We start from the raw sequence: 19,283 nt of genomic DNA, 5'->3' as shown, positions 1-19,283 counted from the left end.
ACGGTAAACCGGAACGCCTCATTCTCCACGCGTGCCACTCGCAGCGCAGCCGAAACAATCGCCACGTCCGTCACACCCGCCCCGCCAACCGGGTGAACCGGACACGGTCGTGCATGACATGCTCTGCCCATGTTCGCCCTTCGACGCGACGGAGACGGGAACGAGGGCCGGATCGAGCGAGCCCCGGCCATCTGGCGCACGATGCTCGCCATCGACCACGGCCTGGTCAACCTGGTCGGCAGGCTGAAGATCACCGGCCGGATCCCGCCCGAGCTACTCGGCAGGCCGATGCTGATGGCAGCCAACCACATCGGCGTGTTCGACCCGTTCGTGCTGATGGCGGCCTGCCGCAGGCGCGGGATCGCACCCCGGTTCATGCTGGCGGGCGGCATCCTGGACGCCCCGGTCATCGGCCCGGCGCTGCGGGCGAGCGGTCACCTGCGGGTGGACCGCAAGAAGGCCGAGTCGGCGGTCGGCCAGTTCACCGCCGCGGTCGAGGCGCTGCGGGAGTCGACGGCGCCGATCATCGTCTACCCGGAGGGCCGGATCAGCCACGACCCCGGCCTGTGGCCCGAACGCGGCAAGACCGGCGCCGCGCGGCTGGCACTCGCGGCGGACGTCCCGGTCATCCCGATCTCGCAGTGGGGCGCGCACGAGGCCGTCTACTGGGGCACCGAGACCGTCAGCGGCCCGGCCGACCTGGTGCCGCTGGCCCGCTCCGGCCTCACCGCGCCGCTGCGGCGGCCGGTGTTCCGCGTGCACTTCGGCACCCCGGTGGACCTGTCCGACGTCGAGCCGGACCGGCCGGGCGCCGGGATGCGGGCACACCAGCGGATCATGCGGGCCATCACCGACGGGCTGGTCCCGCTGCGCCGCGACGAACCGGACGTTCCGCGGTTCCACGACCCGACCCGGCCCACCGACACCCGCAGCCCGTGGCGCCCGGAGCGTCCCGGCTCGTGACCGCCGAATCCCCCGCCAGAGCGGTCCCGTTCGTGCCGCACCGTGGCCGTGGCACGGCGCTGATCCTGCTCGCGTCGCTGTTCTTCGGCAGCTCGGGCGCCATCGGCAAACCGGCGATGCTCGCCGGGCTCGATCCCGAACAGGTCGCGGCCGCGCGGATCGGGCTGTCCGCGGTGGTGCTGCTGGTGTGCGTCGGCCTGGTGCGGCCGTCTCTGCTGCGCGTGCCGAAGGGCGGCTGGCGGCTGCTGGCCGGGTACGGCCTGCTGGGTGTGGCCGGGGTGCAGCTGCTCTACTTCGTCGCCGCCGCCCGGATTCCGGTCGGCGTGGCGATCCTGCTGGAGTTCACCTCGCCGATCCTGATCGCGCTGTGGGTGCGGTTCGTGCGCAGGGTGCGGCTGCCCGGGATGCTGTGGTTCGGCACGGCGCTCGCGCTGTGCGGGCTGGCGATGGTCGCGCAGTTCTGGGAGGGGCTGCGGCTGGACGCGCTGGGCCTGCTCGCCGGGCTCGGCGCCGCGGTCTGCTCGGCGGCCTACTTCCTGCTCGGCGAACGCGGTGTGGCCAGCCAGCATCCGCTCGGCATGGTCACCTGGGGCATGGTGATCGGTGGCGTCGCGGTGTGCGTGGTCGCGCCGCCGTGGACGCTGCCCGGGACGGTGCTCACCGCACCGGCCGAGTTCGGCCCGTGGCACCCTCCGGTGTGGACACTGCTGTTCGCGGTCGCCCTGGTGTCGACCGTGCTGGCCTACCTGGCCGGGATCAGCGCGCTGCGGCACCTGCCCGCGCCGGTGGCCAGCGTGCTCGGCCTGTGCGAGCCGCTGGTGGCCACCGCGCTGGCGTGGTTCCTGCTCGGCGAGGCACTGACCTGGTGGCAGGTGCTCGGCGCGGCGGTGCTGCTCACCGGCGCCACGATCGTGCAGCTCAACTCGCCGGAGAAGGCACCGCCCGAGCCCCTGCCCGTCACACCCCCGCCTTCAGACCCTCCATCTCGGTGATCTGACCCTGCTGCTCGGCGATGATGCGCCCGGCCAGTTCCTTGGCCTGCGGGTTCTTGCCGCCGCCCTGCTGCGCGGTGGCCGCGGCGATCGCGCCGCGGTGGTGCTGGATCATCAGGTCGAGGAACCGGCGGTCGAACTCCGCGCCGGACAGGCCGTCGAGCGTGGCGACCTCGGCGTCGGGCAGCATGCCCGGGTGCGCGGCGTGGTCGAGGCCCGGGTCCTCGGGTGCGGGCTGACCCCAGACCTCCAGCATCGACGACAGCGTGGCGATCTCGGCGTCCTGGGTGTCGCGGATCCGGGTCGCCAGGGTCTTCACCTGCGGGCTGCCCGCCTTCTGGTCGGCCAGCGCCGCCATGTCCACCGCCTGCTGGTGGTGCGGGATCATCTGAGCCGCGAACGCCACGTCGGCCTGGTTGAACTCGGCGGACACCTGGGGCGCCGCGGGCTGCTCGGGCGTGGCGGCGCCGGTGCCGCCTTCGTGCTGATCCGACCCGGAACAGCCGGCGAGCACGAGCGCCACGGCCGAACCGGCGACGGCGAAAGCCAGCCGTCGTTGGATGCCAAACATGATCTGCTCCTCGGGGAATGACACCTGGCGGTGAAGACACGCCTAGATTCCCAGAGTCACCGGCCGGGCGCGCGGCGGGGGGTGGTCAGCCGCTCATCGCGTTGAGCGCCGCGAAGAACACCTCACCGATCCGCGCCGGATCGGCGGTGGTGAACGCCTGCCCGCCGGTGGCACGGCTGATCTCGGTCAGCTCGGCGACATCGATGTCGGGCCCCAGGCCGATTCCGATGACCGGCAGCGGCCGCCGCGGATCCCGCAGGCGGGTGAGCTCGGCGAGCAGGTCCGCCCTGGCGATGCTCGCCGGGTCCTCGTTGCGGCCGTCGGTCATCACGATCACCAGATTCAGCCGTCCGGGTTCCCATTCGCGCCGGGCGACCTGGTACGCGGCGAGCACGCTGTCGTACAACCCGGTCTGCCCGTTCGGGGTGGCCTCCAGCGCGCCGAGCCGGTCGGCCGCACCGGACGCCCGGTGCTTGCCGACCGGCGCCATCGGCAGCACCTCTCGGAAGTCGCGGTCACCGTCGAGCCGGGTCGAGAACGCCAGCACCCGCAAGTCGGTGGCCGGTTTGAACAGATCCAGCGCACGCTGCGCCGCCTCCCGGGTGACCTGCATGCGGGTGCGGCCGGTGTCGCCGACGATGGCGTTCATCGAGCCGGACACGTCGATCAGCACCTGCGCCCGCGCGGTCAGGTGCACCCGTGACCACTGGTTGAGCAGGCGGTCGATCTCCTCGGCGGGTGGCAGCGCGGGCAGCGGGATCGTCTTCGACTCGGTCCGCCGGTCGCCGGAGCGGTCGCGCTGCATGCGGCCGTCCGGCGTGCGGAACCCCGCGTCGGCCAGTGCGGCGCGGCCGCGTTCGCCACGCAGGGCGTCCCGCAGGGCCGCCGCGGCCCGCGTCTCGGCCTGCCCGGCGTGGGCCAGCACGACGAGCGGGTAGTCCAGCGCGGGAATCGCCGCGGAGTACGCGGCGACCAGCGGCGCCCCGGGACTGCGGACGTTGTGCCGCAGCAAGGCGTTCTCCGAGGTGGGCACCACGGTCACGCCCTTGGCGGCCGCCTGCGCCCCGGACAGGCCGGGCAGCAGCGAGAACAGGTCCGCCGACCCGGCCACGGTGTTCGGCGACAGCGCCCGCAGCGCGGCGGTGAACTCGGCCGGGTTGCGGGCGGTGTCCCGCACGCCGAGCAGCGCCGAGACGCCCACCGGGTCGCGGGCCGGGTCGGGCAGGCCGACCGTCAGGCCGCGCCCCGGCGCGAGGACGTCCCGCCAGGCCGGAACCCGGGCGGGCCAGCCGAGCGTGCCCGCGGCGTCCTCGGTCAGTCCCAGCACGACCGGCGAGGTCGCCACCGACGGCCCGGTCTCCGGGACGCCGTCGGCGCCGGCGCCGCGGGCGCGGCGCAGCAGCAGCGTGGACTCCGGAATCCAGACGTGCGGGGCGAGGCCGCCGTCGGAGACGGCCAGTGCCTCGGCCGTCTGCACGCCCTCCCGGTTGCTCACCTCGAACCGCGCGCACGCCCCCGTGATGCCCTCGGCGACGCCGCCGACCACCGGCGCGATCTCCGGCGTGGCGGCGACCCGCACGGTCACCGGCTGCTCGCACGGGTCGCCGGCGCCGACCGTCACCACCGTCCAGGTTCCGAACGCGAGAACGGCGACCAGCCCGGTGACGACCACCGGCAACGGCACACGCCGCCGCAGCGGCGTCGAGTGTCGACCCATGCGCACTCCCCTACGGGCCGTGGCGGCGCCCCGACCCGGCGTCACCCCGGTTTCGGAGGTTAAGCCGGATCGGCCGCCACCGGTCCTGCGGATGTCCCCGGTACCGGGTCAGCCCCGCGAGCCAGGCAGCCGCGAACCCGGGAGGACGAGGTCCAGGCGCAGGTCAGGCCGCACTCGGCGGCACCGACCGAAAGGTCCGCCGCCGGCCACCGAAGAGTTTGCCCGCCCTCCGAAGGGCGTCGGCCGAACGACCGAGAGGCGGTAGGCCGGATGAACCTGTCAGACGGGGATGACCGTCGGCACGATCATCGGCCTGCGCCGGTAGGTGTCGGCGACCCAGCGGCCCACCACGCGGCGCACGGACTGCGCGATGCGGTGGGTGTCGGTGATGCCCTCGGACTCGGTCCGGGACAGCTCCATCTCGACCAGCGCGACGGCCGCGTCGAGCGCCTTCGGGTCGTCGGAGAAGCCACGGCCGGACACCTTCGGAGCGGTGACCGCGCGGCCGGTGCTGGAGTCGACGGCCACCGTGATGGCGATGAACCCGCCCTCGCCGAGCACCAGCCGGTCCGACAGGGTCGACTCGCCGACGTCGCCGACCGACAGCCCGTCGACGTAGACGTGCCCGACCTCGACCCGCCCGGTGCGGCGCGCCTGCCCGTCGACCAGGTCGACGACGACGCCGTCCTCGGCGATCACCACGTTCTGCGGCGCGACCCCGGTGCGCACGGCCAGCTCGGCGTTGGCGACCAGGTGCTTCCACTCGCCGTGTACCGGCATGACGTTGCTCGGCCGCACCGCGTTGTACAGGTACAGCAGCTCGCCCGCCGAGGCGTGCCCGGACACGTGCACCTTCGCGTTGCCCTGGTGCACGACGTTGGCGCCCAGCCGCACCAGCCCGTTGACCACACCGAACACGGCGGTCTCGTTGCCCGGGATCATCGAGCTGGCCAGCACGACGGTGTCGCCCTCGCGGATGGAGATCTGCCGGTGCTCGCCGCGGGCCATCCGCGACAGCGCCGACAGCGGCTCACCCTGTGAGCCGGTGGAGATGAACAGGACCTTGCTCTCCGGCAGGTTGGCGGCCTGGTCGAGGTCGACCAGCAGCCCGTCGGGCACGTTCAGCAGGCCCAGCTCCGCGGCGATGCCCATGTTGCGGACCATGGACCGGCCGACGAACGCGACACGGCGCCCGTGCGCGACGGCGACGTCGAGCACCTGCTGGACACGGTGCACGTGGCTGGCGAAGCAGGCGACGATGACGCGCTGGTTGACCCGCCGGATCACGTCGTCGAGCACCGGGCCGATGTCGCGCTCGGGCATGACGAACCCGGGCACCTCGGCGTTGGTGGAGTCGACGCAGAACAGGTCGACGCCCTCGTCGCCGAGCCGGGAGAACCCGGCCAGGTCGGTGAGCCTGCCGTCCAGCGGCAGCTGGTCCAGCTTGATGTCGCCGGTGTGCAGCACCACCCCGGCCGGGGTGCGGATGGCGACGGCCAGCGCGTCCGGGATGGAGTGGTTGACGGCGAAGAACTCCAGGTCGAAGGGCCCGACCTGGCGCCGCTCGGTCTCCCGGACCTCGATCAGCGTCGGCCGCTGCTTGTGTTCACGGCACTTGGCCGCCAGCAGGGCGAGGGTGAACTTGGAGCCGTAGATCGGCAGATCCGGGCGCAGGCGCAGGAGGAACGGCACGGCACCGATGTGGTCCTCGTGGCCGTGGGTGAGCACCAGCGCGGAGATGTCGTCGAGCCGGTCCTCGATGGCGCGGAAGTCGGGCAGGATCAGGTCGACGCCGGGCTGCTCGTCCTCGGGGAACAGCACGCCGCAGTCGACGATCAGCAGCCTGCCGTCGAACTCGAACACGGTCATGTTGCGGCCGACCTCGCCGATGCCTCCGAGCGCGACGACCCGCAGGCCGCCCTCCGGAAGTGGTGGTGGCGCCGCGGTCGGTCCGGGGCCGGCGGGTAGGGAACTCTGGGTCAAGAAGTACCTCGTTCAGTCGTGCAGAGTGCCCACGCTGGTGTGCGTGGTGGGGGCGACGTAGGCCGCCGCGGAGTCGGCGTGTGCCACCCGGGAACTGTGCCAGTCCGCGGCGGGTGACTCGGCCAGCGGCACGCCGGCCTGGGTGAGATCGGCCGCGATGGCCGTGATCTGCTCGTCGGTGGCCGGGACGATCGGCAGCCGGGGATCGCCGACGTCGTGCCCGCGCAGCCGCAGCGCGGCCTTGCTGAACACCACGCCGCCGACCCGGGAGAACGCCCGGTACACCGGCAGCATGCCGCGGTGATTGGTGCGCGCGGTGGACGTGTCGCCCTCCTCGTAGGCGTCCAGCATCGCGCGGATCCGGCCGGCGACGACGTGCCCGATGACACTGACGACGCCGGTGGCTCCGACGGACAGCCACGGCAGGTTGAGCCCGTCGTCACCGGAGTAGTAGGCGAGGTGGGTGTTGGCGATGACCTCGCTGCCGGCCAGCAGGTCGCCCTTGGCGTCCTTGACGGCGACGATGCGCGGGTGCTCGGCCAGCCGCCGCAGCGTGTCGACCTCGATGGGGACGATCGAGCGCGGCGGGATGTCGTAGAGCATCACCGGCAGGCCGGTGGCGTCGGCGACGGTGGTGAAGTGCGCGTGCAGCCCGGCCTGGCTGGGCCGCGAGTAGTACGGGGTGACCAGCAGTACGCCGTGCGCGCCCGCCTTCTCGGCCTGGCCGGCCAGCTCGACGCTGTGCGCGGTGTCGTAGGTGCCCGCCCCGGCGACGATGGTGGCCCGGTCGCCGACCGCCTCCACCACGGCACGGACCAGGTCGGCCTTCTCGGCGTCGCTGGTGGTGGGGCTCTCCCCGGTGGTGCCGTTGACGACCAGGCCGTCGTTGCCCAGGTCGACCAGGTGCTCGGCGAGCTCCTGCGCCCGCTTCAGGTCCACTGCCCCTTCGCCGTCGAACGGGGTGACCATGGCGGTGAGCACGCGGCCGAACGGTCTACCCGGCGCCGCGGTCGGTGGAGTGGACATGCCCCGACGGTACCCCGTCCCGGTGACGTTCTCGCTGCCGACCTGCCAGAACGTCATGATCCACACCCTGGCGGGGGAACCGGGGAAGAATCCCCGGCGCCGTCGGGGCGGGACCGCAACTTCTACTTCACCTTGCCGGTGACCGGCCGCTGCATCTCGCCGCCGTCCTGCCGGGCCACCAGGCAGTACGCGCTGCGGACCGGGCTGCCGGAGCCCGCCGGGGTGGCGTTCCACTCCTGCTCGGTGGGCACCAGCACGTACAGCTTCAGTGGCCCCTCGGCGGTCTTGTCGATCTTGTTCGATTCGAAGGTGAGCTGACACCGCGCCTGCGCCCAGGCGGTCAGCCGGGGCATGCCCGGGTAGGCCGCCAGCGGCGGGTTCTCGTCGTAGCTCACGCTGTCGCCCAGGATCGCGGCCTCGGCGATCGCCTCGGTCCGGTGCGGCTTGTCGCAGTCGACGCGCTGGTCGCTGGACATGGAGTAGCCGGTCCGCGGAAGTTCGGTGTAGCAGTACTCGGAGCTGGGGTCGGAGAACGACTGGATGTCGCCCGCCCGGCCGTAGGTCATCACCTGGCCTGCCGTGGCGGGATCGGGCGCCGCGGCCGCCGACCCCCACCAGCGGCCGAGGAACACCGCACCGGCGAGCAGCCCGACCACCACGACCACCCCGGCCACCACCAGCGGCGTGCGACGGCGTGGCCCGGTCGGCGCCCCGGGGGTGACCATGGTCGGTGGCGGTCCGGTGTGGACGGCCGTGTAGGCGCCGCCGGGCGGGGTCTGCTGGCCCACCCCCGCCGACGCGGCCCGCAGCAGCCCCCTGGTCTGCTCGGCACCCAGCCTGCCCTCCGGCGCTGCGGCCAGCAGGCCCATGATCGCCGAGGCGAGCGGGCCGCGGGTGTGGGTCAGGTAGGGCACCTCGTTGACGATGGCGTGCAACGTGGCCGCGGTGCTGGACTTCTCGAAAGCGACGATGCCCTCGGCGGCGAAGAACAGCGTGGCGCCCAGCGACCACAGGTCCGATGCCGGTGTCGCCTCGTGGCCGGACACCCGTTCCGGCGCCATGAACGCGGGTGAGCCGACGAGCATGCCGCTGGTGGTCAGCCGCGGGTCGTCGACGGCCTGCGCGATGCCGAAGTCGGTGAGCTTCACCCTGCCGTTGGCGGCGACCATGATGTTGCCCGGCTTGACGTCGCGATGCACGATCCCGGCGTCGTGTGCGGCCTTCAGCGCCGACAGGACCTGCTCGCCGATCACCGCGACCTGCTGCGCGGGCAGCGGTCCGCGCTCGCGGACCAGGTCGGACAGGGTCGGCGCCTCGACCAGTTCCATGACGATGAACGTGGTACCCGCCTCGCTGAGCACGTCGAACACGGTCACGACGGCCGGGTCGTTGAGCCTGCCGCCGGTGCGGACCTCACGCAGCACCCGCTCGGCGAACACGCCCGCGTCGGCCGCGCCCTCGGGCAGCCGCAGTTCCTTGATCGCCACGTGCCTGCCGATCACCCGGTCCTCGGCACGCCACACCACGCCCATGCCGCCGCGGCCCAGCTCGCCGAGCAGGACGTACCGGTCGGCCAGCACACGCGGTCCCATGGACGGCTGAGTGGGCTGGGTGATGTTCTCTGTCACAGTCGGGCGCTCCCCTCTCGCAGTCCTGCGGGATGGTAGTCCGACCGGCAGAACTGCCGTCAGGTTCCAGGAAGAACGTCGCGAACGAGCAGTACTGCCGCGAGGACGACGAACAACACGGCCGACACCCCGGTGAACGCGGCCTGTCCCCTGGCGCCGATCCGGCGGCCGGAGCGCGCGACGATCCAGGCGATGACGGCCTCGGCCGCCGAGGCGACGGTGAACCAGGTGACGGTGAACAGCGCCAGTCCCGCCCAGCCGCCGACCTCCAGCGCGCGCAGCATCGACGGTGTGCCGGTGGCCAGCCAGAACGTCCAGCTGAGCGGGTTGGCCAGGTTGCTGACCACGCCCTTGGTGAAGGCCCAGCCGGTCACCGCGTCCGGGACGTCGCCCTGCCACAGGCGGCGGCTGTCGCGCACGGCCTGGGCAGCCAGCACCAGGAAGAAGACCGCACCGGCCAGGCCGACCCACCGGCTCGCCGCGGCGACCGCGGTGATCAGGCCGGCGAACGCGAGCGCGGGCAGCAGCAGGATCAGGTCGGCGGTGGCCGAGCCGAGGATCACCCGCAGGCCGGCGCCGAACCCGCGGGTGGCCGACTCCTGCAGGATGGTCACGAAAATCGGGCCGACGGCCAGCGCCGCGCCGCCGCCGAGCAGCACGCCCAGCCAGAGGATCTCCCCCATCAACGCCCTTCCTCGACGGCCTCCGGCGCGGTGCGGGTGACGATGCGGGTGACGCCGGGCAGCGCCCGCATCCGCCGGAGCACCCCGCGAACGGTAAGCGGGCGATGTTTCGCCGGCGTTTCCGCGGACGACCGTGCGGTAAACCGGCTGCCGCCCCAACGGCTCAAGGCACGTGAAGGCCACCTTCACCACGTCACACGTAAGGGCTCCGGCACAGTCCGGAGTCGTGGGCGATTGCCGTGAGGGCCCCCTTCACGGCATCAGACGCCACCACATCCGCCCTCACTCCGGCACACCCGCCCCACCAGCCACCACGAACGAGACAACCCACCAAGCACCAAAGCACGTGAAGGCCACCATCACCACGTCACACGTAATGAAGGTGGCCTTCATGAGCTTGACGACCGGCGCCACGGGAGAACCTGGTCCACATCGTGAGTTCTGCGCCCACGCACGCGAGTTCTACGTTCCGGTACGCGAGTTCCACGCTCGAGACCAGCCACCTCACCTGTCCGCGACCGGACTTTGCCGTGAGCCCGCGGGCTCAGTCGCGCACGTCGTGACCGGCGGCGCGCAGGGCGCCGGCGGCGCGGGTGAGGTCGTCGCCCTTCACCAGGATGTGGTCGGTGTCGAAAGTGGACAGCGTGAACAACGCCACCCCGGCCGCGGCCAGCTCACTGGACAGCGCGGCGATGATGCCGGTCAGGGTGAACGCGAGCGGCCCGCGCACGGTCAGCCTGCGCCAGCCGGCCTCCACCTCGGCGTCCGCCGGCGCCAGGTCGGCCGGGCAGATGACCGACACCTCGCCGGGCGCGCTGGTGACCGAGACCAGCGCGTCCCCGGCGGCGGCGAACAACCCGACCGGCACGTCGGCGCCGTCGTTCAGCTTGCAGACGGCGTACTCACCCGGCGCGACGTCGATGACGAGCTTGCGCACCCGCTCAGCCCTCGAGCACCTTCGGGCTGGACGCCACCTCGGTGCCGTCGGGCAGCGTCGAGATGGTGAAGTCGGCGAACACGTTGCCCGCCGCCTTCTGCAGCTGCCGCAGGCATTCCACGGCCAGCTCCCGGATCTCGACGTCGGCGTGCTCGGTGGCCCGCATGGCGACGAAGTGCCGCCAGGCGCGGTAGTTGCCGGTGACGACGATGCGGGTCTCGGTGGCGTTGGGCAGCACCGACCGGGCCGCCTGCCGGGCCTGCTTGCGGCGCAGCGTGGCGCTGGGCGCGTCGGCGAACTTCTCCTCCAGCCCGGCCAGCAGCTCGCTGTAGGCGTCGACGCTGGCCTGCGCCGCGGCGAGGAACTTCTCGTGCAGCACCGGGTCGTTCTTGATCACGTCCGGCTCGACGAACGCGGCGTTGCGCTCGGGGACGTAGCGCTGCGACAGCTGCGAGTAGGAGAAGTGCCGGTGCCGGATCAGCTCGTGGGTCAGCGACCGCGAGATGCCGGTGATGTAGAAGCTCACCGAGCCGTGCTCCAGCACCGACAGGTGCCCGACCTCGATGATGTGGTCGAGGTAGCCGGCGTTGGTGGCCGTCTTCGGGTTCGGCTTCTTCCACGACTGGTAGCAGGCCCGCCCGGCGAACTCGGCCAGCGCCTGGCCGCCGTCGGCGTCGGTGGACCACGGCACGTCCTCCGGCGGGAAGAACTCCGTCTTCGCGATCAACTGAACCTTCGGTGTCACCGTCTCGGCCACGTCCCACTCCCTGCTCGCCGTCCGCAACACCGGCAGCGTAACCGCCGCCCCGGCACACCCGTTCGAGCGCCATGCGACGTCATCGTGACACCACGGTTCGTTGCGTGATGTCACGGATGACGTCATAGTGGTGTCATGGACCTGACGCCGTACATCAACAGCCTCCGTGACGACCTCACCGCCACCGCCTCGGCAGGCGACGAGCAGACCCGGCGCGCTGCCGGCGTGCTGTCCGCCGCGCTCGAGCCGTCCGTGCGCCTCGCGCTGATGAACGCGCTGGCCGACCTCGCCGCCGAGGTCACCGCGAGCCTGCCCGACCACGTGGTCGACGTGCGCCTGGACGGCCGCGACGTCCGCGTGGTGGTCACCCCCACCGGCAACGGCGAGCAGCGCCGCCCGGAGCCCGAGGAGGAGCCGTCGCCGCCACCGCGCCAGACGCCGCCGTTCGACGGCGGTGACATCAGCCGCATCACCCTGCGCCTGTTCGAGAACATCAAGGGCCAGGCCGAGCAGGCCGCCGCCGCGCAGGGCATGTCGCTGAACTCGTTCGTGACCCAGGCCGTGCAGGGCGCGCTGCAGGGCAAGCAGCCGTGGAGCTGGGACAAGCCGCGCCGCTCCGGTGGTGACAACCACATGCACGGCTGGGTGCGGGGCGACGAGTGATGTCCACCCCCGGCAGCGAGGAATCCCTGGTACGCACCCAGAACTTCCCCACCGACGGGCCGGTCGAGGTCGACGTCAGCGTCACCACCGGCACGGTCGAGATCCAGCTCACCGAGGAGCTGACCGACTCGGTCGTGCAGTTGCGCCACGACTCGTCGGCCCAGCCGCCGTGGATGGAGGGCGTGACCAACCTGCTGTCCTGGGTGGGCGAGCAGTTCGGTGGCCCGCTCGGTGAGTCCGCGGCGCCAGCCGAGGCGGTCCGGCAGGCCCGGGTCGAGCAGGTGGGCAACCGGCTCGTCGCGCACGCGCCGACCGGGCTGCCGCTGCGGCACGTCCCGCTCGCGGTGACCGTGCAGGTGCCCGCGGGCTCGTCGGTCGAGGTCTCCGCCGGGGCCGCCGACGTCACGCTCACCGGTTCGGCGGGCCGTGTCGACCTGTCCACCGGCACCGGCGACGTCCGGCTGGAGACGGCGACCGGATCGGTGGCCGTGCGCACCGGGTCGGGTGCGGTGCAGCTGGGCGACTCGCAGTCGGGCGCGAAGCTGCGCACCGGCAGTGGCCAGATCCGGGCGGCGTCGCTGAGCGGGTCGGCCACGCTGGTCACCGGCACCGGGGACGTGTGGCTGGGCACCGTGTCCGGCGACGTCCTGGTGCGCACCGGCAGCGGCGACCTGTCGATCGCGCGGGCCGAGGGCGGCTCGCTGGAACTGGTCAGCGGGTCCGGGCAGATCCGGGTCGGCATCGGCCCCGGCGTCGTCGCGGAGGTCGAGCTGTCCTCGGGCTCCGGCAAGGTGTCCAGCGAGCTGGCGGTGTCCGGCACGGCTCCCGAGGGCGAGGTGCCGCTGACCGTGCGAGCCCGCACCGGAAGCGGCGACGCGGTGGTGACCAACTCCACCCGCTGACCGATAACCTGGGACGACCATGGGAATCCAGGTCGTGAGCCCGGTCTTCGTCGGCCGGGACGAGGAAGCACGCACCCTCGCCGCCGCGGCGGCCGACGTCGCCGCCGGGCGGCCCGCGGCCGTGCTCGTCGGCGGTGAAGCCGGGGTGGGCAAGTCCCGGCTGGTGGCGGAGTTCACCGCCACCCTCGACGCCCGGGTGCTGACCGGCGGCTGCGTCGAGCACGGCGCGGACGGCCTGCCGTTCAGCCCGTTCGTCGCCGCCCTGCGCGGCCTCGGTGACGACGACCTGGACCCGGCGGGCAGGGAGGCGCTGGCGCCGCTGCTGCCCGCGTCGGCCCGGGGCCCGGTGGCGGGCGGCGACGAGGCCCGGCCCCGGCTGTTCGAGGGCGTGCTGAGGCTGCTGGCCCGGATGGCCGAGCACAGGCCGGTGGCGCTGGTCGTCGAGGACGCCCACTGGGCCGACCGCTCCAGCCTGGACCTGCTGGAGTTCCTGGTGCGCAACCAGCAGTCCGTCCCGTCGGTGCTGATCGTGGTCACCCACCGCTCGGTGGAACTGGACCGGGCGCATCCGCTGCGCAGGCTGGCCGCCGAACTGTCCAGGGTGCCCTGGGTGCGGCGGATCTCGCTTGCCAGGCTCAGCCGCCAGGAAGTGCTCGGCCAGATGCGGCACATCCTGGACCGCGAGCCCGATCCGGCGCTGGTGACCTCGGTGTACGAGCGCAGCGGCGGCAACCCGCTGTTCGTCGAGGCGCTGCTGAACTCCGGAGAGCCCGGCGGCGTTCCCGCCTCGCTGCAGGACCTGTTGCTGGCCGGGGTGGAACGGCTGCCCGGCGACGCCGTGCACATCGCGCAGGTGGTGGCGGTCAGCACCGTCTCCGTCTGCGACCCGCTGCTGACCGCCGTCACCGACCTGAGCGGGCGGCCGCTGGCCGACGCGATCCGCGCCGCCGTCGACGCGGCGGTGCTGGCCGTGGAGGGCGACGGCTACCGCTTCCGGCACGCGCTGATGGGCGACGCCGTCGCGGCGGGCCTGCTGCCGGGCGAGCGCCGCGACCTGCACCGGCGCTACGCCGAGGCACTCAAGTCCGACCCGGCGCTGTCCGCGGGCGCGCCGTCGTTCACCGAGCTGGCCCGGCACCTGTTCGAGGCGGGTGACACCGCGGGCGCGCTGTGCGCGGCCTGGAACGCCGCCGCCGACGCGGGCAGGAGTCTGGCCTACGCCGAACAACTGCAGATGCACGAGCAGGTGCTCGCCGCGTGGGACCGGGTTCCGGACGCGGCCGGGCGCATCGGCGCCGACCGGCTCGCCGTGCTGGAGAAAGCCGTCGAGGCGGCCTACCGGGCCGGTGAGCACGTCCGCGGCGAGCAGCTGGCGACCGAGGCACTGGACCTCGTCGACGCCGGCCGGGAACGGGTGCGGGCGGCACTGCTGCTCAGCCAGCGCGGGCGGCTGCGTGCCGAGCTGGGGATGGACGAGTCGCTGGACGACCACCGCGCGGCCGTCCGGCTCGCCCCGGACGACCACCCGGCACGCGGGTTCCTGCTGAACGCGCTGGCGTCGCGGCTGCTGGACGTCCCGCTGCCGGACGAGGCCAGGGCCGCGGCCGAGCAGGCCCGCGACGCCGCCCGGGCGTCCGGCGACGACCCGACCGAGGCGTCGGCGCTGATCACGCTGGCCACGCTGGACGCGCGTTCCGGCGACCTGGACACGCAGCTGCCGAAACTGGCCAGGGCCCGCTCGATCGCGGAGAACATCGGCGCGCACCGGGTGACGCTGCGGGCACTGCACTGCGAGACGGCGCTGCACCTGACGTTCGGCAGGCTGGACGAGGCGGAACGGCTGAGCCGCCACGCACTCGACGTCGCCTACGCCGCCGGGCTGTGCCGGTCGACCGGCACCGGGCACGCCGCCGGGCTGGTGGGCACGCTGATCGCGGCGGGCAGGTGGGACGACGCGCTCGAGTCGGCGGCCCACGCGCTCGAACTGGCACCGCCACCGGCCACTCACGCACACCTGGTGGCGCTCAAGGGTTTCGTCGCGCTGCACCGCGGTGACCCGGCTGCCGCGGAGCGGGCCGTCGGCACCTGCCGGGACCTGCTCGGCGATCACCTCCGGCTGCCCGACGACCCGCTGCTGCTGCCCGGTCTCGACGCGGCACGGCTGCTGGCGCAGGACAGGCTCGACGCGGCGTGCGCGGTGGTGGAGAAGGCACTGGAGGAGCCGCAGCTGGCGGCGACGACCTACTCGTCGTGGCCGCTGCTGCTGACCGGGACGCGGGTGGCGTGCGCCGTCGCGGACACCGGGCGGGGCGCGACCCTGCTCGACCGGCTGCGGGAGACGGCGGCGGCCCTGCCCGTGGCCGGCCCGGTGCAGGCGGCCGACGCGCTCGCGGTCACCGCCGAGGCGGCGGGCCCGGCCGATCGCGCGGCCGCCGACGCCGCGACCGCCGCGTGCGCCTCGCTGGGCCAGCCACTGCGGCACGCCTACGCGTTGCTGGGCAGTGCCCGCGCCGCGCTGGCCGAGGGCGACCGGGACGCCGCGGCGGACGCGCTGCGCACGGCCACGGCACTCGCCGGGAAGCTGGGCGCCACGCCGCTCGCCGGCGCCGCGGCCGACCTGGCGCGGCGGGCCAGGCTCGCCGTCGGCGGTGAGCGGCCGGACGCGCCGCGGTTCGGGCTCACGGCGCGGGAGACCGAGATCCTGGGCCTGGTCGCGCAGGGCCGCAGCAACCGGGAGATCGCCGAGGCGCTGTTCATCTCGGCGAAGACTGCCAGCGTGCACGTGTCGAACATCCTGGGCAAGCTCGGCGTCGCCAACCGGGTGGAGGCGGCGGCGCAGGCGCATAAGCACGGTCTCGGGGTGGCGATCTAAGGCTGCCGCCTCATGTGCGGCCCGGGGCCTTAGCGGGAGTCTCGTACCCACAGCAACCACACGGGAGGTACGAGGACATGACCAGGATCGTCGGAATCGCCGGAAGCCTGCGGGCCGCGTCGTTCAACGCCAAGCTGCTCACCGCCGCGAGCTACGTGCTGCCGCGCGGCGCGTCGCTGACCCGCTGGGGCGGCCTGGGCGCGGTGGAACCGTTCGACGAGGACGGCGAGGCGGGCCCGGAGCCGGCCGGTGTGGCGAGCCTGCGGCGGGCCATCGCCGAGGCGGACGCACTGCTGATCGCCACCCCGGAGTACAACGGCTCGATCCCCGGCCAGCTGAAGAACGCGCTGGACTGGGCGTCGCGGCCGTACGGCGAGGGTGTGCTGACCGGTAAGCCGGTCGCGGTGATCGGCGCGAGCCCCAGCGCCTACGGCGCGGCCTGGGCGCAGGCCGACCTGCGCAAGGTGCTGGAAGCCATCGGCGCGAACGTAGTCGACGGGGACCTGGCGGTGCCCGAGGTGGCGCGCCAGTTCGACGAGGACGACCGGCTGATCGACCCGCTGCTGCGGTCCGGCCTGACCGACCTGCTGGGCAGGCTGCACCACCACGCCCGCGGCACCCTGTGCCCGGCCTGACCGGTCAGGTCAGGCGGCGCAGCGCCGGGGCCAGGTCGCCGCGCTCGCCGACGGCGACGCCGGACAGGCCCAGCCACCCCGCCATCAGGCGCAGTTCCCCCGCCAGCTCGGCGGCGACACGGGCTTGGTCGGCGCCGTCCTCGGCGAAGGCGCCGTGCACCCGCAGCAGCCCGGCGGCGCGGTCGGACTTCAGGTCGACCCTGGCCACCAGCTCGCCGTCGAGCAGGAACGGGAACACGTAGTAGCCGTGTACCCGCTTCGGTTCGGGGACGTAGATCTCGATGCGGTAGTGGAACCCGAACAGCCGCTCGGTGCGGGCCCGTTCCCAGATCAGCGGGTCGAACGGGCAGAGCAGCGCCCGTCCGGTCACGGTGCGCGGGGTGCGGGCCTCGGCGTGCCGGTAGGCAGGCGGCTTCCAGCCGTGCACCCGCACCGGTTCCAGGACACCGGCGTCGACCAGGTCGGCGACCGCGCGGCGGGTGACGTCCGGGCCCAGCCGGTAGCAGTCGCGCAGGTCGGTCTCGGTGGCCACGCCCAGCGCGGTGGCCGACTGGGCGATCAGCGTGCGGGCGGCTTCCTCGGCGTCGACGCGGGTGGCCAGCACGTCCGGCGGCACGACCCGCTCGGTGAGGTCGTAGAGGCGTTCGAACGACCGGCGGGTGCCGGTGGTCAGCTGGCCGGTGCCGAACAGGTACTCGCAGATCTTCTTGACCTCCGAGCGGTCCCACCACGCGCCCTGCTTGCGGCGCTGCCCGCCGGCCAGCTCGCGCTCGATGGTGCCAGCGCCGACCGGGCCCAGTTCCTTCACCACGGCGAGCACGTCGTCGACCAGTCCGGGCTCGCTGTCGGCCAGCGGCCGGTAGTGACGCCACCAGCCCTCGCGTTTGGCGCCGGAGTGCAGCAGCGGCCAGTCGGCGACCGGCACCAGGCTGGCTTCGTGTGCCCAGTACTCGACCAGCAGCCGGGGGCGCCGGGCGCTGTGTGACCAGGCGGCGTCGTCGACCAGTGCCGGGTCGTAGGCGCCGAGGCGGGCGAACAGCGGCGCGTAGTGTGCGCGGACCGCCACGTTCACCGAGTCCAGCTGGATGAGCCGGACGCGGGACAGCACCCGCCGCAGGTGCCGCCGGGTCGGCTCACCGTCCGGGCGGGGATCGGCGAAACCCTGTGCCGCCAGGGCCGTCCGCCGCGCCACGTCCAGGCTCATCGTCCGCATGGCGGCATCCTCGCACGAACCACCGACAGTCCTACGGTGGTTGCTCGCTAGGGTGCTGGCATGAGCAAGGCCGAGACCCGTCCGGCGACGGACGCCGACGTCGCGGAGATCGTCCGCATCCAGCGCGACACCTGGCACGCGGCCTACGCCGACATCCTCGGGCAGGCGGCGCTGGCCGCGCTGGACTCCGCCGACGCGCACGCCAGCTGGGCGGCCGCCGTCGCCGATCCGGCCACCGACGTGCGGGTGGCCACCGAGGGGTCGTTCACGGTCGGGTTCTGCGTGTCCGGCCTGGCGCCGGAGTCCGAGGTCGCCGACGCCGCGGGGACGCTGCCCGAGGACGCGGAGCGGACCGGCCTGGTGGCCACCGTGCTGGTCGAGCCGCGGTGGGGACGGCGCGGCCACGGCGGCAGGCTGCTCGCCGCCGCGGCTGCGGACCTGCGGGCCCGGGGTGCGCTGCGCGGGATCGGCTGGCTGGCTCAGGCGGACTCGGCGTCGCTGGGGCTGTTCCGCAAGGCTGGCTGGAATCCCGACGGGACCGTCCGCACGCTGGACACCGGCGAGCGGACCGTCCGCGAGATCCGGGTCACCGGCTCGCTCGACCTGACGACGGTTCCCTGAACACGACCCAGCGCATCATGGCGTACATGTAGACGGCCTCGCAGGCGCCGGCTGCCAGCCGGGCCAGGTGGTACTGCACGCCCAGCTCGGTCAGGCCAGCGCCGACGCCGAGGATGAACGCCAGGTAGTTGATCACCACGACGATCACGTACTTCACCATCTGCCCGCCGACCGGGGCGTGCGAGCGGAAGTTGAACGCCCGGTTGAGCACGAAGGCGAGGCCGAACGCCAGCGCGTAGGCCAGGCTCACCGCCACCGGCGACGGCCAGTCCCACCAGCCGTGGAACACCGTGAGCAGCACCAGGTCCACACCGAAGGTGAAGCTGTTGATGACGGCGAAGCCGAGGAAGGTCGGCGGCACGATGCGGTTCAGCCCGAACGGCAGCTTGCTCGCCACCAGCTCACAGAGGCCGGCGAACCGGTCGGTCAGCGGCACGGTGGTGGTTTGCCCGGTCACGACGCCCACCCTGGCAGCGGCAGGTGTCCGGAATCCGTCGCGCAGGTGATGGTTTGGTGGGGTGCGCACCAGGGTGTCCCGGGCTGCCTGGCTGCTAGCTTGGGGCGCGGGGATTCTCCACGGGAAGCGGGACATCATGGTGGGCTGGCTGTGCGCGGCGCTGGGCGTCGCGTTCGGATCGGCCATCATCCCGCTGATCAACGTCGAGCTGTTCATCCTGGGGCTGGTGGCCAGCGACCCGGACATCCCGTGGCTGGCGCTGGGCATCGTCGTCGCCGCCGGGCAGCTCGCCGGCAAACTGCTGTACTACCTGGCCGCTCGCGGGTCGATCCACCTGCCGAAGTTCCTGCACGACCGGCTGCACCGGCAACGCCCGCCGACGCCGCGCCGCGAGCGGTGGCGGGCCAGGACGAAGCGGATCCGGTCCTGGCTGGACGCCCTGCGGGAACGCTGCCAGCGCCACCCGGCCTGGATGACCGGCACCTACGGGCTGAGCGCGATCACCGGCATCCCGCCGTACATGGCGACGACGGTGCTGGCCGGGCTGGTGCACATGCCGATGTCGGTGTTCCTCGGCGTCGGGTTCGCCGGCCGCGCGATCCGCTTCTGCGCCCTGGCCGCCTCCCCGGCCCTGTTCTCCGAGTGGCTGCGCCTGTAGCGCCC

18 protein-coding genes are annotated in these 19,283 nt (G+C 73.3%); 8 read left to right on the top strand and 10 right to left on the bottom strand.

The window, feature by feature from the left end:
* Positions 1–129: 129 nt before the first annotated feature.
* Positions 130–963, top strand: a complete 834-nt coding sequence (locus EWH70_RS32290) for a lysophospholipid acyltransferase family protein (RefSeq protein ID WP_130479364.1) — start codon at positions 130–132, stop codon at positions 961–963.
* On the top strand, positions 960–1,955 hold the full coding sequence (locus EWH70_RS32285) for an EamA family transporter (protein WP_130479363.1): 996 nt from the start codon (positions 960–962) through the stop codon (positions 1,953–1,955). The genes EWH70_RS32290 and EWH70_RS32285 overlap by 4 nt, the downstream gene beginning before the upstream one ends.
* Here EWH70_RS32285 and EWH70_RS32280 read toward each other — a convergent pair.
* The 8 genes from EWH70_RS32280 to thyX form a co-directional block, all read right to left on the bottom strand.
* Positions 1,921–2,526: a DUF305 domain-containing protein gene (locus EWH70_RS32280; RefSeq protein WP_130479362.1), complete on the bottom strand. Its 606-nt coding sequence runs from the start codon at positions 2,524–2,526 to the stop codon at positions 1,921–1,923. The genes EWH70_RS32285 and EWH70_RS32280 overlap by 35 nt on opposite strands.
* Before the next feature lie 85 nt (positions 2,527–2,611).
* Positions 2,612–4,243: a substrate-binding domain-containing protein gene (locus EWH70_RS32275; RefSeq protein WP_205669348.1), complete on the bottom strand. Its 1,632-nt coding sequence runs from the start codon at positions 4,241–4,243 to the stop codon at positions 2,612–2,614.
* A 279-nt stretch (positions 4,244–4,522) separates the two neighbouring features.
* On the bottom strand, positions 4,523–6,157 hold the full coding sequence (locus EWH70_RS32270; RefSeq protein WP_130479455.1) for a ribonuclease J: 1,635 nt from the start codon (positions 6,155–6,157) through the stop codon (positions 4,523–4,525).
* Positions 6,158–6,238: 81 nt separating this feature from the next.
* The gene (dapA, locus tag EWH70_RS32265) at positions 6,239–7,252 is read right to left on the bottom strand and encodes a 4-hydroxy-tetrahydrodipicolinate synthase (RefSeq protein WP_130479454.1); all 1,014 of its coding nucleotides are present in this window, start codon (positions 7,250–7,252) and stop codon (positions 6,239–6,241) included.
* A gap of 122 nt (positions 7,253–7,374) precedes the next feature.
* Positions 7,375–8,844: a serine/threonine-protein kinase gene (locus EWH70_RS32260; protein WP_130479453.1), complete on the bottom strand. Its 1,470-nt coding sequence runs from the start codon at positions 8,842–8,844 to the stop codon at positions 7,375–7,377.
* 95 nt (positions 8,845–8,939) lie between these two features.
* On the bottom strand, positions 8,940–9,563 hold the full coding sequence (locus EWH70_RS32255) for a LysE family translocator (protein ID WP_130479361.1): 624 nt from the start codon (positions 9,561–9,563) through the stop codon (positions 8,940–8,942).
* Between the two features lie 544 nt (positions 9,564–10,107).
* Positions 10,108–10,500 carry an ACT domain-containing protein gene (locus EWH70_RS32250; RefSeq protein WP_130479360.1) on the bottom strand — a complete coding sequence of 131 codons (393 nt, stop codon included), beginning with the start codon at positions 10,498–10,500 and terminating at the stop codon, positions 10,108–10,110.
* 4 nt (positions 10,501–10,504) lie between these two features.
* Complete coding sequence (gene thyX, locus EWH70_RS32245; RefSeq protein WP_130479359.1) at positions 10,505–11,257, bottom strand: FAD-dependent thymidylate synthase; 753 nt, start codon at positions 11,255–11,257, stop codon at positions 10,505–10,507.
* A 135-nt stretch (positions 11,258–11,392) separates the two neighbouring features.
* On the opposite strand from thyX, the gene EWH70_RS32240 reads away from it, so the two are divergent.
* The 4 genes from EWH70_RS32240 (at position 11,393) to EWH70_RS32225 (ending at position 16,329) form a co-directional block, all read left to right on the top strand.
* Positions 11,393–11,920 carry a toxin-antitoxin system HicB family antitoxin gene (locus EWH70_RS32240; protein ID WP_130479358.1) on the top strand — a complete coding sequence of 176 codons (528 nt, stop codon included), beginning with the start codon at positions 11,393–11,395 and terminating at the stop codon, positions 11,918–11,920.
* The gene (locus tag EWH70_RS32235; RefSeq protein ID WP_130479357.1) at positions 11,920–12,822 is read left to right on the top strand and encodes a DUF4097 family beta strand repeat-containing protein; all 903 of its coding nucleotides are present in this window, start codon (positions 11,920–11,922) and stop codon (positions 12,820–12,822) included. Before EWH70_RS32240 ends, EWH70_RS32235 begins: the two co-directional genes overlap by 1 nt.
* Positions 12,823–12,841: 19 nt before the next feature.
* Positions 12,842–15,694 carry a helix-turn-helix transcriptional regulator gene (locus tag EWH70_RS36540; RefSeq protein ID WP_130479356.1) on the top strand — a complete coding sequence of 951 codons (2,853 nt, stop codon included), beginning with the start codon at positions 12,842–12,844 and terminating at the stop codon, positions 15,692–15,694.
* A 77-nt stretch (positions 15,695–15,771) separates the two neighbouring features.
* Complete coding sequence (locus EWH70_RS32225) at positions 15,772–16,329, top strand: NADPH-dependent FMN reductase (RefSeq protein WP_130479355.1); 558 nt, start codon at positions 15,772–15,774, stop codon at positions 16,327–16,329.
* A 4-nt stretch (positions 16,330–16,333) separates the two neighbouring features.
* Here EWH70_RS32225 and EWH70_RS32220 read toward each other — a convergent pair whose 3' ends face one another.
* Positions 16,334–17,542, bottom strand: coding sequence for a winged helix-turn-helix domain-containing protein (locus tag EWH70_RS32220; protein ID WP_130479354.1), 1,209 nt, complete (start codon positions 17,540–17,542; stop codon positions 16,334–16,336).
* Positions 17,543–17,602: 60 nt separating this feature from the next.
* Here EWH70_RS32220 and EWH70_RS32215 point away from each other — a divergent pair, with 60 nt between their 5' ends.
* On the top strand, positions 17,603–18,163 hold the full coding sequence (locus EWH70_RS32215) for a GNAT family N-acetyltransferase (protein ID WP_130479353.1): 561 nt from the start codon (positions 17,603–17,605) through the stop codon (positions 18,161–18,163).
* On the opposite strand, the gene EWH70_RS32210 is transcribed toward EWH70_RS32215, so the two are convergent.
* Positions 18,129–18,620: a GtrA family protein gene (locus EWH70_RS32210; RefSeq protein WP_240687341.1), complete on the bottom strand. Its 492-nt coding sequence runs from the start codon at positions 18,618–18,620 to the stop codon at positions 18,129–18,131. The genes EWH70_RS32215 and EWH70_RS32210 overlap by 35 nt on opposite strands.
* 136 nt (positions 18,621–18,756) lie before the next feature.
* Here EWH70_RS32210 and EWH70_RS32205 point away from each other — a divergent pair, with 136 nt between their 5' ends.
* Positions 18,757–19,278, top strand: coding sequence for a YqaA family protein (locus EWH70_RS32205; RefSeq protein WP_130479352.1), 522 nt, complete (start codon positions 18,757–18,759; stop codon positions 19,276–19,278).
* Positions 19,279–19,283: the final 5 nt, after the last annotated feature.

Source organism: Amycolatopsis suaedae, assembly GCF_004214935.1.
Lineage (GTDB): Bacteria > Actinomycetota > Actinomycetes > Mycobacteriales > Pseudonocardiaceae > Amycolatopsis > Amycolatopsis suaedae.
Note: the sequence above shows the minus strand (reverse complement) of the source record. Positions and strands in the feature narration are given on the sequence as shown.

Bases quoted from the DNA above. Each gene is read 5' to 3' on its own strand.
- EWH70_RS32235 (WP_130479357.1), top strand. From the start codon at position 11,920: ATGTCCACCCCCGGCAGCGAGGAATCCCTGGTACGCACCCAGAACTTC.
- dapA (WP_130479454.1), bottom strand. From the start codon at position 7,252: ATGTCCACTCCACCGACCGCGGCGCCGGGTAGACCGTTCGGCCGCGTG.
- EWH70_RS32220 (WP_130479354.1), bottom strand. From the start codon at position 17,542: ATGCGGACGATGAGCCTGGACGTGGCGCGGCGGACGGCCCTGGCGGCA.
- EWH70_RS32225 (WP_130479355.1), top strand. From the start codon at position 15,772: ATGACCAGGATCGTCGGAATCGCCGGAAGCCTGCGGGCCGCGTCGTTC.
- EWH70_RS32260 (WP_130479453.1), bottom strand. From the start codon at position 8,844: ATGGGACCGCGTGTGCTGGCCGACCGGTACGTCCTGCTCGGCGAGCTG.
- EWH70_RS32290 (WP_130479364.1), top strand. From the start codon at position 130: ATGTTCGCCCTTCGACGCGACGGAGACGGGAACGAGGGCCGGATCGAG.
- EWH70_RS32215 (WP_130479353.1), top strand. From the start codon at position 17,603: ATGAGCAAGGCCGAGACCCGTCCGGCGACGGACGCCGACGTCGCGGAG.
- EWH70_RS32280 (WP_130479362.1), bottom strand. From the start codon at position 2,526: ATGTTTGGCATCCAACGACGGCTGGCTTTCGCCGTCGCCGGTTCGGCC.
- EWH70_RS32240 (WP_130479358.1), top strand. From the start codon at position 11,393: ATGGACCTGACGCCGTACATCAACAGCCTCCGTGACGACCTCACCGCC.
- EWH70_RS32205 (WP_130479352.1), top strand. From the start codon at position 18,757: ATGGTGGGCTGGCTGTGCGCGGCGCTGGGCGTCGCGTTCGGATCGGCC.
- EWH70_RS32275 (WP_205669348.1), bottom strand. From the start codon at position 4,243: ATGGGTCGACACTCGACGCCGCTGCGGCGGCGTGTGCCGTTGCCGGTG.
- EWH70_RS32255 (WP_130479361.1), bottom strand. From the start codon at position 9,563: ATGGGGGAGATCCTCTGGCTGGGCGTGCTGCTCGGCGGCGGCGCGGCG.
- EWH70_RS36540 (WP_130479356.1), top strand. From the start codon at position 12,842: ATGGGAATCCAGGTCGTGAGCCCGGTCTTCGTCGGCCGGGACGAGGAA.